The organism is Paenibacillus sp. yr247, from assembly GCF_900103825.1.
Lineage (GTDB): Bacteria > Bacillota > Bacilli > Paenibacillales > NBRC-103111 > Paenibacillus_E.
The window spans coordinates 1-12,552 of the sequence record NZ_FNIF01000022.1 but is presented as its reverse complement, the minus strand read 5'-3'; the positions used below and the strand labels follow the sequence as shown (position 1 = coordinate 12,552).

Below are 12,552 nucleotides of genomic sequence, written 5' to 3'. Positions count from 1 at the left end.
TAGATTTCTTTTTCTGGATATTTGTCTCTTCACTGAAAATCACTCCCTTAAGTTTAGTACTCAAGGTATATTATTGGAGCTTGGAGCAGTATGTGTTAGGCAATTATCTTCACAAATAAGCCCGAAAACGTAAACCTAATAACTTAAGCACAGCATCAATTGCTAAAATTTGGGCATCATATAAGATGTTTATGTTTAGATTGAGTGATAAAACGAACTAAGTAGGTGGCAGTATGGGATATTTCGAACTAATATGTAGAGTTATTATCACCTACATCGCTATGCTGGGATGGTCGAAGGTGCTCGGAAAGAAGCTAATCTCGCACATGACTATCTTTGATTTTGTATGTGGGGTTGCGTTCGGCGCGATCGGCGGCAATATGATTTTTAATCATACATTGCCGCTGTGGATAGGAGTGATCGGACTATCACTTTTCTCCTTGCTTACATTGTGTTCGGACTACATCTCCCTCAAGAGCAAGATCGGAAGGAAAATCATGGAAAGCAAGCCGCAAGTAATCGTAGAAAACGGAAAAATTCATCTTCAGACAATGAAACAAACTCGGCTGACTGTGGATGATCTGCTGATGCTGCTGCGGAAAAATAGCTGCTTCCATCTAAATGAAATCGAGACGGCGATATTCGAGACAGATGGAAGTATCTCCGTTTTGAAAAAGTCTGCCAATTCCAGTTTTCCGGTGGCGGGGATCATAGATGGCCATATCATGGACGATAACCTGAAGCTGATCGGCAAAGAAGGCGCATGGGTGCAGCGGCAGTTGAAAGCGAGGAACGTCGAGCTAAAGCAGGTGCTGTTGGCTCAGATAGATCGTGAGGAGCATGTTCATCTTTTTCTAAAATAAAGAAATAGGTAGGGGCTGAACATCAATAAATATGACGAAACCCTCCTTGACATTAGTCAAGGGGGGTTTTAAAGCTTAGCCATTCATGAGCTCAGCTTGATTCTAACGAGCTTTTGGGAACAATCTATAAACCACATCACTTAATTCATTTACTAATCCAGATATGGGTCTTCCACTTCTTACTTCACTAACATAGGTATTAACCCTGCCAACGAAATCAGGATTTACAGAAACATATACCTTATCAATTGCCGGATCTACGGATTTTACTTGAGTAGAAATCTGATTTTCTAAATCAGCTGTTAAAGATAGGTTCTTATCAAGAACAACAGCAACATAAGCGGTTCTATCCGTAACAAGTACATTCGCTTGACGAACTCCAGGCACCTTAGTGAGCTGACTTGCGCTCTGTTCAGCTACTACAAATTTCTGGTTAGCATTCTTTGTCGTTACATTCGGAGAAATCGTTGAAAGGGGCTGATTAGTAATGCTTTGCTGCTGTAAATTTTTGTTCCGGGGACTGCTGCATGCAGTAACTGGAAGTAACAGGCAAGATCCGACTAACAGTATCTTAATTGGCAATTTCCATGGTTTACTCAATGAAAGCACCTCCTTGATTAATTGATCTGATATCTAGTATGCTTATTGATTTAAAACATCATACATGGGTGTTCAACTAATCAGCCGCGAACAGGAAACGAATATTAAAAGATCATCCATTGTACTTGACTTGATTCGCCGGTACTCTAGTAAGTGCTTCTAGTCCTGCTTATTTGGAACCTATTTCGTGTGAAAAAAATAGCGAAGAACTTGCTTTTATTCGGTATAATTGGTACAGCAAGAACAAGGCGCTAATAGCCAATAATGGAGGGTCAAATTGAACATTGAGAAGAAAGTAACCTGGCTGGAGCTTTTTTATGATCTGCTATTTGTCGCGGCGGTGTCGAAGGCAACCCATGTTTTGTTACATGCTGACAACGGATATATTTCTATCGAGTACATAGCAAAATTTGTTTTGATTTTCATTCCAATCTGGTGGGCGTGGGTGGGTCAAACGCTATTTAATAATCGATATGGTCAGGACGTCTTCCTTCATCGGATATTTATGATCCTTCAATTGTTTTTTGTGCTCACCATGACGTTTAGTCTATCTACCGATTTCGATCGCTACTACGTCCCTTTTTTCATAGGATACATTGGTTCCAGAGTATTGACAGCCATTCAATATGTAGTCGTACAAAAAAGTGAAATCTCACACCGGGCAGCGACAGCGCGGTATTTGGGTACACGGTTTTGGATAGGTATCGTGATATCCACCGCATCACTTTTTTTTGACTCTTGGTTTCGTTATTCGATTCTTTACGCAGGAATAGCCGTAGATATTATCCTGCCGTTAATCGGTAGACGGTTCATGGTTAAAACACCTATCCATACTCATCACTTGCTGGAACGCTTCGCCTTGTTTACACTTATTTTGCTTGGCGAACTAGTTGTTAGTACGCTAGCTGTTTTACAGTCTAGTGATGGAACTTGGCAATCTATATTATTTGCTTTTCAAGCCTTTATTTTGGTTATTGCGATGTGGTGGCAGTATTTCGAGAATATAGAGAAGAAAGTAGATAAGGCAATGCAAACGGCCGGCCAAACGATTATTTATGTTCATTTACTTATTTATTTGTCCATGAGTACAATAGCGGCATCGATTCAACTATTATTCATGGATCAACTAGCCTATCGGTTTATGTTAGGATTTGTCTTCCTATCCGTGCTGCTTTATTTCCTATCAACATCCATCGTATTTCATCGATATAGGCATAAACATCGTCAGCTGAGACCTTTTCACTTAGTTATTTTTTTAGGATTGCTCGGAAGTTTCTTTTTAATAGATATGTGTGTCGTTGTACCTAATTACGTGATTATTGGAGAAATGATGGTGTTTTTTATTGTTTATGCTAGATTGGCAACCCGTTAGATTATCAATTCAAAAGCTTGAAAGGCGAATAATTTCCTGATAAAGCCTTATATTGTTGTAGTTGGCAAACTGTGCATTGGATTAATCCTATATGCTTCACAAGCATCCTTACCCTATGAAAATCATTTAGATCTATACGTACGATGAAGGGAGTGTGCCTTATGTATTTGGCGGGAATTGATATTGGCACGACATCGATTTGTATCATTGTGACGAATGCAGAAGATGGACACGTAGTTCGACTCGTATCCAAAGCAAATGATGCAGCGTTGCAATCTATGAAACTTTGGGAACGTACGCAGAATGCAGATAGAATCGTAGAGTTGGTCATATCATTAAATCGAAGAATGTCAGGATGACTGGACAAACGTTTGTTCAATTGGTATTTCCTGTCAAATGCACGGCGTATTATATGTAAACGGAGAGGGTCATGCGGTCAGCCCGCTCTTGACTTGGCAGGACGGCCGCGGAGATTTGCTCACGGCATCCGGTAAAACTTACGCATCAACACTGAGTGAAATAACAGGCTATCCGCTTAATACCGGATTTGGATTGGTTACGCACTTCTATATGACGAAGCAAGGCGAAATTCCAAAAGGTGCGATGAAGCTGTGCACGATTGGTGATTACTTAGCCATGAAGCTGTGCGGGAAAACTGCACCTTTGATGGATAGCTCGAATGCGGCAAGCATAGGCCTATATTCACTGGAGAAGGGGCAATTTGACAAGCAAAAACTGAGCGAGGCGGGGATGGATGCCAGCATTCTACCGGAACTTGCGATCGAAAGAAAGTCGACGGGACAAACGGCTGACGGGAAAACCGTAATCTGTGCGATTGGCGATAACCAAGCAAGCTTCCTGGGTGCCGTTCCCTCTTTCACTGGTACTTTGCTTGTAAATATCGGAACCGGCTCACAGATATCTGTGTATTCTCCAGAATATATCGAATGTCCGATGTTGGAAACGCGTCCGTTTGTAGACGGCGGGTATTTGCTTGTCGGAGCTTCGCTCAGCGGGGGGAAATCGTATGAACTGCTTGAATAATTTTTCCGAGACGTGTGCGGCGCATGCGATGTCATCATACGTGTACCTTATCGCTCAACACCAGACATTCAGGAACGCCATCTTCCGATCTACCATGTGTTATGCATGATGCTGGAGGAGGCTTTCTTTGTATGAGTATGAGTCTCCTGCTAGGTGGAATTGATATCGGAGGCACCAAATGTGCGGCAGTGTTAGGTACCAGCGCTTCCGAGACGGTTAACATTTTGGATAAAATCAGTTTTCCGACTCCGGCAACGCCGGAAGAAGCACTGGTGCAGCTAGGTGATGCGCTGGAACAATTGCTCCAGCGCAACCCGAGAGGTGAGTTACAAGCCATCGGCATTAGCTGCGGCGGTCCTTTAAGCAGTAGGGAGGGCCTCGTGCTGTCACCGCCGAATTTACCGGGTTGGGACCGGATTGATGTGTTAACTCCCTTTCGAAAACGTTTCGGTGTTCCCGTCGGCTTACAAAATGACGCTAACGCCTGTGCATTGGCGGAATGGAAATGGGGAGCCGGACGCGGATCGAACAATATGGTCTTTTTGACCTTTGGAACAGGAATGGGTGCGGGTATTATTCTAAATGGTCGCATTTATGCGGGCGCAAACGATATGGCCGGCGAGGTTGGGCATATCCGTTTAGCGGAAGATGGACCTCTAGGCTATGGGAAACAAGGTTCGTTCGAAGGATTTTGCAGCGGTGGCGGGATTGCTCGACTGGCTCAAAAGATGGTGGAGGACGGGGGACTTGTGGAGAAATCGACACTTCTCCTAATCGACAATCATCTTCATGAGCTATCAGCGAAAGATGTGTTTGAAGCCGCACATGCCGGAGATGAGCTTGCGTTGATGGTTATCCGTACCGTTAGTCAACAGCTAGGCCGAGGACTTGCTATCCTGGTTGATATCCTCAATCCCGATACCATCGTTATTGGCAGTATCTATGAACGGCAGGAATCTATGCTTGCCCCCCTTGTCATGGAGGAGCTGAAGCGCGAGGCTTTGCCGATTTCGTTGGGTGTTTGCCGAATAGTTCCTTCGGGTTTAAAAGATAATGTCGGAGATGCAGCCAGCTTATCGGTCGCACTTCATGAATATGAACAACAGTGGGATTAAGTACAAAGCGAACCCAGCAGCACACCGCTTCTGGGTTCGTTGTATTCAGCCTAGTTAATAAGTGTACATCATTGGCTAGTAGTGGGCTGCCCTTGCTTTGTCAGTTTGAGTTTTTTCCTGACCAAAGTGATGATAAACAAAATCGGAATATAGATGTAAATTAAATAACCCCCAATATTCGCATACACCTTTGCTACCGCATCTATACTGTTTCGATCTTTGACGAGCAACTGCATTATCACAAATAACACCAAGAAAATAAGTAAACTGATCCGAGGCTTCGTCCGCAAAGAAAGTTTCAAACTGTGACAAGCAGCCCACAAATTTATTGAAATATTGCTAAGCATTTTAATAAACCATACAGAGATAACGAGATATTCCAGTCTTTGCATAAGCGGAAATTGAAGTATCGAGATCATATTGAGTGTTGGCCATATCGTTTTTAATAACTGACCTTGGCTGAAATACATGAATGTAACAAACAACACCAAAAGATACAACATGGTCGAGGTTAACACCGCTAACTGCGCCCACTTTTGCGACTTAGCCTGTAACTGAATAAACGGGTACACGACCAGCAAAACCTCGACTCCTAAATATTGTTGTACCATCGATTTTGAAGATTCAACGACTTGCGCGGCTGTATGGTTAAATAATGGCAATAAGTTTTGAGGATGCAGATACGGTGTGAGCATAATAGCTACCGGTACAATAAATAAAAATATACTGATGGCCCCCCAGAAGCAGATCCCTGTAACGGTTCGAAAGCCTCCAGATACCGTATAATAAATGACAACAAGAATAAGCAGACTGAGGGGTAACATTTGCATCGCGGGAAATATCCAAACATTAATGACTTCAATATACGTTCTATACGTAACGAATGCACCGAGGATGAAATAGAGAATGATCGCAAGATTCAAGCCGTTTCCGATCATTTTGCCGAAATAGGCACAGTTAATGGAGAGGATACTTGCATTCGTTTGATTTTGGCTGGATAGAATCTTGTACATCATCCAGACAATGATCTGAATGCTTATTCCTGTAATAAGGACAGAGATCCAAGCATCGTAACCTGCATCATTCACTACTTCGCGTTGAAAACTCATCATGCCGATATCTACGATACTCACGTAGAGGGGAAAGTAGAGCAGAAAAGGAGAAATGGTAAATTTATCACTTACTGCACTACCCATGATCTCGACCTCCCCGTATAGGTAAACTTAACTTACAACTCCCCGACACCGCTTTGAACAATAGCGAGGTCAACCTTTACATTCGTTTTTAATAATGGATAAGAGGCTTGAAAGTCCTTTTCGTTCCAAGCCTTGGACCTGCTTCTGATAAAGTCACCAAAGCCGATCGGATCCACCTTCTTCGACTTACAAAGCGAAATGAAGTCGTCGACTTCTTGCTTTATGTATTCCCCCAGCTGCTGTTCAAAAAGTGAAAATTCTTCTTTCGATGACAAGTGCAACCAATCTGGGATATCTTTGACAGCTACCTTTAACTTAAGCTTTATGAATATGGAGGGGACTGGTTCTATAGAAATGAATTTATAGTTAACTTTCGAAGTAACGCTTTTCATTAGCACAAAATCATGAGGCCCTGATTTTGACCCTTTCAGAGGCATCAGTAAGCTTCCGTTTCGAGAGTTTTCGGTTAGCAATTTCAGAATGAAAGCTTCCCGATTCCCCACCTTGGTTACAAATTTATCATCTTTAAACAAGGCTAATCCATCGATCTTAATGTTGTCACGCTCGAATATGAAGTAAGGCAAGAAAAAATCCCGTCCTTCACCATAAAAATTAAACAGATGTGTCTTAAAGTTCATTTGTGGTAAGCTGCCTGATTTCATATTCTGTTCGATCATATTCGTTAAAAACAACGATTCCTGTGATTTGTTTGCGAAAGCGAGCAATTCCGAAGCATCCATCTCGGATACTCCCAGCTGGACTCGGCTTGAAATCTTGGCGTCTCGAGAGAAACTCGCTAAAACAGGGCCGATGCCTTGCTCCGCAAAGTTTTTCCCATATAACACCAATCCCATATGGCCGTATTGAATGGCTTTATCCGTCTTCGTATTTAATCTTGGTATCATATCAAAGTCAGAATCGGATTTCGTTTCTAAGAGTTGTAAATCCGTTTTACCCTTCTCTTTGTAATTTGCGCAAATTATCGAACATTTTACGCGCTCGCCCGCCATATCATAACCAGCGGTTTGCACAATCTTGATCTTATTTATGATTTGCTGGCTGCCGCAGGAAGTTACAATAAAACAGGAGGTCAGAGCTATAACGGCTTTATAGAAACTATAACCAGAAATTCCTCCTCTCATGCAAACTCACTCCTCATCAAAATCACTTTTCTTTTTGGCAGCTTTAGGCTTGTATTCTAACATGTTTTCCGGCTTCAGATGTTGTGGCCTTTTATTGGTAACTTGGTAAGAGGATCTTATGAAACTGTCATTAAATTCTTTTAGACGCAAAGGATATACAGGTACTGTATAAGGAATTCCTAGGGACTTTAGACGTGTGATATGAACGAGTATTAAACTGATGCCGATTAACAAGCCTAAGCTTCCCCATAAAGCGGCCAAGATAATCACGGGAAACCGCAGAAATCGGATGGTGTTAGACATCTTGTAAATAGGGGTTGCGAAGGAGGCTAAAGCAGATAAAGAGACTATGATAATGAGAATATTACTGGTTAAAGCCGCCTCTACTGCTGCTTGTCCAACGATAATGCCACCTACAATGCCAAGTGTTTGACCGATCTTGCTCGGCAACCTAGCCCCCGCTTCACGAAGAAACTCTATTGTAATCTCCAAGAAAAGAACCTCCAAAAAGGGAGGAAACGGGACATTCTGTCTTGAGAAAATAAGAGGAGCAAGCAGGTCCCTAGGAATTACCTCATAATGAAAAGTGGTAATGGCTACATACAGCGCTGATGCAAAGAGCGAGAATATGACGCCAAGGATTCGGATCACCCTGAAAAAAGATCCAAGCATCCATGGTAAATAATAATCTTCCGGAGAGACGAAGAAATCAAACAACGTCGAAGGTCCTGTAATAAAATAGGGAGATCCATCGCTTATCACCGCAACCTGGCCTGAAATCAAGGAATAAATGACTCGGTCTCTACGTTCCGTGGATATAAATAAAGGAAAAGGTGATAAGGAATTGTCGGAGATGATCTGATCCAATTGCGCTGTATCGAACACCACATCAAAGTCGATATCCCCTAACCTCTGTTCTATCGTAGCAACATTCTCTTTATTCGTAATGCCATCAATATAAATAATGGCTACTTTGGATTTGGACAAACTCCCGATCGTCATTATCTTCACAATCAGATTGGGTATATTAAGCTGGGTTCGGATCAGATGAAGGTTCGTGTCCAGATCCTCAACGAAACCTACTTTCGGTCCGACAACACTGAATTCATTCTCCGTATCATTGTTCTGGCGCAGCCCTTCTTTGCTTGTTAACGGAACTAACGCACATATCGGGTCATTCTCTTTCAGTTGAACAATGGCATATCCTTTAAGCAGCTTAGATTGGATTTCATCGATTTGGTCTGTTATTTGAATGCCGTCAATGGGAAGGTACGTTTTGATTGCTTCTAGATGTTTAAGTTCATACCTGCTTGCTTTCTGATGTTCCAGCGCATGGAATACATGCTGTTGGAGTATTTTCTCATCGATTAATGTCTGATAATAACAAATCTTCAGCGGAGGCTGGGTGAACGTAATCATACTTATCATGAAGTCACTGGACCGTTTAGAGAGCGAGATTAATTCCTCAATGTCCTTGGCATTCGTAATCAGCATTGCGTGTTTCACCCATTCTTCATTTTTTTTGGTATTTTCTGTTATATGCCGTTTTTTATGCATAAAGTTACGTTAAATTTAAATGTCACCTGCCAAAAATGAAGCATTAACAACAAAGAAATTCGTTCGTTTATCCAAACCTTAAGATATATGCAAAACACAGTAAAAATATATATGCTTGCTTTTATCAGCTTTTTTGTCAGTACCTCGGAGTATGTAATCGCCGGTAGTTTGGACAATATAGCGCAATGGGCACATATTTCAGTGGCAGCGGCTGGACAGCTAATCACTGTATTTGCGATAGCAAACGCCATCGGCTCCCACTATTCGTAATGTCAGCAGCGAAAATGGACCGGCGTAAGTTAATGATCGTTTCGCTCTGGATCGTAGTGCTCGGAAGCGTTTTGACCATCACGCTTCCGGGGTTCGGCTTTCTGATCGTCTCACGAATCATCTGACGATAGGTGCCGGCGTTTTTGTAATTGCCGCCAAAACGATAGCTGCGAAACTCGCGCCACCCGGAAAGCAAGCTGGAGCAATCGGCACGGTTCTCATCGGATTTAGCGCCGCACTAATTGTCGGGGTCCCGATCGGACGGGTAATCGCAGCGTCATTCGGTTGGAAATTTATTTTTGTCGGTATCGGTATACTTAGATTGTTCGCAGTTTTCGCAGTGTATCGAATGATTCCTTCCACCGAGGGAGAAGTTCCTATTCCACTCGGCAAGCAGATTGCCCTTGTGAAGAGCCCAATTATATTGACGGGTTTTGGGATCACTTTTTTCTGGCAATTGGGATATGCCATTCTTTATGCATATATTGTCCCTTTTCTGCTCAATGTAACAACGATGGGAGCGCATCAGATTAGTCTTGCTCTTTTCGTCTTCGGTATCGCAACTTTAGTCGGCTCGAAATTCGGCGGCTTTTTGACCAGATCGGATTGGGATTCCACAGTCACTATTAGGCGGCATGGTTGTCCATGTGGTTGCGCTCGCTTTGCTTTCGACGATAGCCGAATCCGCTGCTGTCACCATTCCGCTTCTTATGCTGTGGGACTTCTCTGCTTGGTCGTCGGGGCCGGGGCTGCAGTTTAACTTGGTGGCACTGGCGCCTGAAGCTTCAGGAATTATGCTGAGCTTATACGGATCCGTCTTGCAGATCAGCATTGCGGTTGCCGGCTGAATAGGTGGTCTTGCTGCCGACAACTATTCCGTACACGCGGTAAGTTAGACTGCAGCGGTATCCGTTGCGATAGCCGTTATGTTAGCGGTCATTTCCTTTCGTCAAAAACAGAATAAGGAGGTGTATTCATGAACCGAGTGGAAAAAAGCAAAGAATAGTACAAACAGCTGTTTGGTGACACAGTACAGGCAGCCTATACGATGGATCCGGATTTTCAGGAAATCCTGAGCCGCTTTATTTTTGGAGAAATTTTTTATCAAGGTAATCTGGATAATAAACAACGTGAGCTAATCACTTGTGGGCAATGACAAGGAAACATTGATCACGGCTATTAACCAGTGCCTTCCATATATAGGCTTTCCGAGAACGCTGAACGCATTAGCATGCGTTAATGAAATTATTCCTGAAATTTAAAGATATATTAAACGCTGGAGAGTCAAGCATCTCTGTTTTATTTAAGGAAATTTGTAATACGAGAAATGGAAAACCGAGTTTTTAGAACAAGGTACTACAAAAAATATACCAATGCAAAGGAGACAAAAACATGTTTAACGAAACTTACGAATTATCAAATGGTGTAATAATTCCAAAATTAGGTCTTGGTACCTGGCTGCTTGACGATGAACAGGCGGCACAGGCAGTTCGTGATGCGGTATCTATCGGATATCGCCATATTGATACTGCTCAGGCTTATATGAATGAAACTGGTGTAGGCAAGGGAATGCATTCCTGCGGTGTCGCCAGAGAAGAACTTTTCATTACGACAAAGGTTGCAGCTGAAGCAAAGAACTATGATGCAGTTACGCAATCCATTGATGAGTCTTTAGCAAAAATGAGGCTAGATTACATTGACCTTATGATAATCCACAGCCCACAGCCTTGGAGTGAGTTCCGTGAGGAGAATCGTTATTTCGAGGAAAACAAAGAAGTATGGAAAGCAATGGAGGATGCTTATAAGACAGGCAAAGCAAAGGCAATCGGTCTTTCTAACTTCCTTCAGGACGATATAGAGAATATTCTTGCGAGCTATGAGATCAAGCCTATGGTAAATCAGATATTGGCACATGTGAGTAATACTCCTTTGGAGTTAATTGAATTCTGCCAGAAGAATGACATCCTGGTAGAGGCATATTCACCAATTGCACACGGTGTAATCCTTGATAATGGAGAGGTTAAGGTAATAGCTGATAAGTATGGAGTATCTGTTGCTCAGCTTTGCCTTCGTTATGATATCCAGCTTGGTCTTGTAGTAATTCCTAAGACGGCAAATCCAAATCACATGAGAATCAATGCAGATCTTGATTTTGTTATCAGCGATGCAGATATGGAGACTTTGAAGAATGTTGAGGCCATCCAGAATTATGGTGAGCATAGCTTCTTCCCGGTCTTTGGCGGAAAATTAAAGTAAACAAATAATGAATGAGCACTTTTTATAGAAATTGATCAGCCAGAAGCTACAAATATTAATGATGTTTATTGGAGGAACCAAAATGGCAAAACATGAAGAAGTAAAAAATGGCGTGATTTTCCCGTGGGAGAGAAGAATGAAGCATATGCAAAATATTTCGTGGGACAAAGTTACCTAAAAACGTTGGTTACCGGTCCTAAAGTTAATGTTGGAGTTGGGAACGTGACCTTTGAACCGGGTTGCAGAAATAACTGGCATATCCATCGAAATGGGTTTCAACTTTTATTAGTAACTGGCGGCGAAGGCTGGTACCAAGAAGAAGGGAAACCTGCGCAATTCTTACAAGCAAGTGATGTTATTGTAACCCACGACGGTGTAAAACACTGGCATGGCGCTACGAAGGATAGCTGGTTTGAACATATTGCAATCACTGCAGGTATACCGGGAATGGCTGGAGCTAGTCTCAGATGAGGAATATAACAAACTTTAAGATATAAAAACACCAATTAACGGTAGCCCTCAGGCTTGCCGTTACTTCAACTTACGATTGTTCTGGACAATGCCGGCGGCAACAATAGAATGACCATTTACAGTAACATTAATGCCAGCATTCTGATAGACAGAAATTTGTTTCAGAGTTGTTTCCGCGTACGCTGCAAAACGCCGTTATTTGTTTATCGAATCCGTCTTGTTGTAGGTGCAGAGGGAGTTGCAGGAACTGTAGAAGTTGCGGTTGTCACAGAAGCAGAAGGAGCAGGCGAAACATTCACTTGCGACGCTGGTTGAACCAAATTTCCTATTGCAAACTTTTTTCAGGTCATCTCAACTCCAATCGTAGTCATTAAGCGTGAAGACAAGTGACTCAAGAGTCCTGATTTGTGTTTTACAAAAAAACTGACTTTAGTTAATTCATTTGTGTTATTTCCTTCTACTTCAATCCTGCATTCTCAATTTAATATTAGGAAATTCAATGCTTTTAATTATGATTTTTATAAAAATATTTTACTATAAAAAAAGTATTGACTAATTTAATGTAAGTTAGTATTATGATAAATGTAATCGGAATTCCTTACACAATTTCAAATACAAAACAGTAAGATGTGAGGGTTATAACGGGAAAAAGTAAGTTCGCGTTTG

General features: G+C 42.1%; 14 protein-coding genes and 2 pseudogenes. 12 read left to right on the top strand and 4 right to left on the bottom strand.

Annotated elements, in window-relative coordinates; all coding sequences use genetic code 11:
* The first annotated feature begins 233 nt into the window (after nt 1-233).
* Nucleotides 234-863, top strand: a complete 630-nt coding sequence (locus BLT91_RS23925) for a DUF421 domain-containing protein (protein ID WP_090825658.1) — start codon at nt 234-236, stop codon at nt 861-863.
* Between the two features lie 102 nt (nt 864-965).
* Here the strand turns inward: BLT91_RS23925 and BLT91_RS23920 are convergent, their stop codons facing one another.
* Entirely contained in the window at nt 966-1,463 is a 498-nt protein-coding gene (locus tag BLT91_RS23920) for a YhcN/YlaJ family sporulation lipoprotein (protein ID WP_175532496.1), read from the bottom strand.
* A gap of 277 nt (nt 1,464-1,740) precedes the next feature.
* Between BLT91_RS23920 and BLT91_RS23915 the strand changes: the two genes are divergently transcribed.
* From BLT91_RS23915 to BLT91_RS23900, 4 genes are all read left to right on the top strand, one after another.
* Nucleotides 1,741-2,835, top strand: coding sequence for a low temperature requirement protein A (locus BLT91_RS23915; protein ID WP_254777117.1), 1,095 nt, complete (start codon nt 1,741-1,743; stop codon nt 2,833-2,835).
* Between the two features lie 161 nt (nt 2,836-2,996).
* Nucleotides 2,997-3,194, top strand: a complete 198-nt coding sequence (locus BLT91_RS23910) for a hypothetical protein (RefSeq protein WP_090825652.1) — start codon at nt 2,997-2,999, stop codon at nt 3,192-3,194.
* A complete protein-coding gene (locus tag BLT91_RS23905) occupies nt 3,175-3,879 on the top strand; it encodes an FGGY family carbohydrate kinase (protein WP_302847546.1) in 705 nt (234 codons plus the stop codon). The genes BLT91_RS23910 and BLT91_RS23905 overlap by 20 nt, the downstream gene beginning before the upstream one ends.
* Nucleotides 3,880-4,010: 131 nt before the next feature.
* Nucleotides 4,011-4,994: an ROK family protein gene (locus BLT91_RS23900; protein ID WP_254777116.1), complete on the top strand. Its 984-nt coding sequence runs from the start codon at nt 4,011-4,013 to the stop codon at nt 4,992-4,994.
* A gap of 68 nt (nt 4,995-5,062) precedes the next feature.
* On the opposite strand, the gene BLT91_RS23895 is transcribed toward BLT91_RS23900, so the two are convergent.
* Genes BLT91_RS23895 through BLT91_RS23885 form a run of 3 tightly spaced genes read right to left on the bottom strand, consistent with a single transcriptional unit; the run spans nt 5,063 to nt 8,889 of the window.
* Complete coding sequence (locus BLT91_RS23895; protein ID WP_090825646.1) at nt 5,063-6,190, bottom strand: GerAB/ArcD/ProY family transporter; 1,128 nt, start codon at nt 6,188-6,190, stop codon at nt 5,063-5,065.
* 32 nt (nt 6,191-6,222) lie between these two features.
* Nucleotides 6,223-7,332, bottom strand: coding sequence for a Ger(x)C family spore germination protein (locus tag BLT91_RS23890; RefSeq protein ID WP_090825644.1), 1,110 nt, complete (start codon nt 7,330-7,332; stop codon nt 6,223-6,225).
* 6 nt (nt 7,333-7,338) lie between these two features.
* The gene (locus BLT91_RS23885) at nt 7,339-8,889 is read right to left on the bottom strand and encodes a spore germination protein (protein WP_254777115.1); all 1,551 of its coding nucleotides are present in this window, start codon (nt 8,887-8,889) and stop codon (nt 7,339-7,341) included.
* Between the two features lie 87 nt (nt 8,890-8,976).
* Here BLT91_RS23885 and BLT91_RS33150 point away from each other — a divergent pair, with 87 nt between their 5' ends.
* The 7 genes and pseudogenes from BLT91_RS33150 to BLT91_RS23865 all read left to right on the top strand — a co-directional run bounded on the left by BLT91_RS33150 (nt 8,977) and on the right by BLT91_RS23865 (nt 12,201).
* Nucleotides 8,977-9,159 carry a hypothetical protein gene (locus BLT91_RS33150; RefSeq protein ID WP_254777114.1) on the top strand — a complete coding sequence of 61 codons (183 nt, stop codon included), beginning with the start codon at nt 8,977-8,979 and terminating at the stop codon, nt 9,157-9,159.
* Nucleotides 9,159-9,284 carry a hypothetical protein gene (locus tag BLT91_RS33645; protein ID WP_302847542.1) on the top strand — a complete coding sequence of 42 codons (126 nt, stop codon included), beginning with the start codon at nt 9,159-9,161 and terminating at the stop codon, nt 9,282-9,284. The genes BLT91_RS33150 and BLT91_RS33645 overlap by 1 nt, the downstream gene beginning before the upstream one ends.
* Nucleotides 9,281-9,703, top strand: a pseudogene (locus BLT91_RS33145) (MFS transporter); the annotation flags it as partial. The gene BLT91_RS33645 and the pseudogene BLT91_RS33145, both read left to right, overlap by 4 nt.
* 91 nt (nt 9,704-9,794) lie before the next feature.
* Nucleotides 9,795-10,007, top strand: coding sequence for a hypothetical protein (locus BLT91_RS33140; protein WP_254777113.1), 213 nt, complete (start codon nt 9,795-9,797; stop codon nt 10,005-10,007).
* Nucleotides 10,008-10,551: 544 nt separating this feature from the next.
* Nucleotides 10,552-11,415, top strand: coding sequence for an aldo/keto reductase (locus tag BLT91_RS23875; protein ID WP_090825641.1), 864 nt, complete (start codon nt 10,552-10,554; stop codon nt 11,413-11,415).
* Between the two features lie 82 nt (nt 11,416-11,497).
* Nucleotides 11,498-11,905: pseudogene (locus BLT91_RS23870) on the top strand (cupin domain-containing protein).
* Between the two features lie 35 nt (nt 11,906-11,940).
* Nucleotides 11,941-12,201, top strand: coding sequence for a hypothetical protein (locus BLT91_RS23865; protein WP_090825638.1), 261 nt, complete (start codon nt 11,941-11,943; stop codon nt 12,199-12,201).
* Nucleotides 12,202-12,552: the final 351 nt, after the last annotated feature.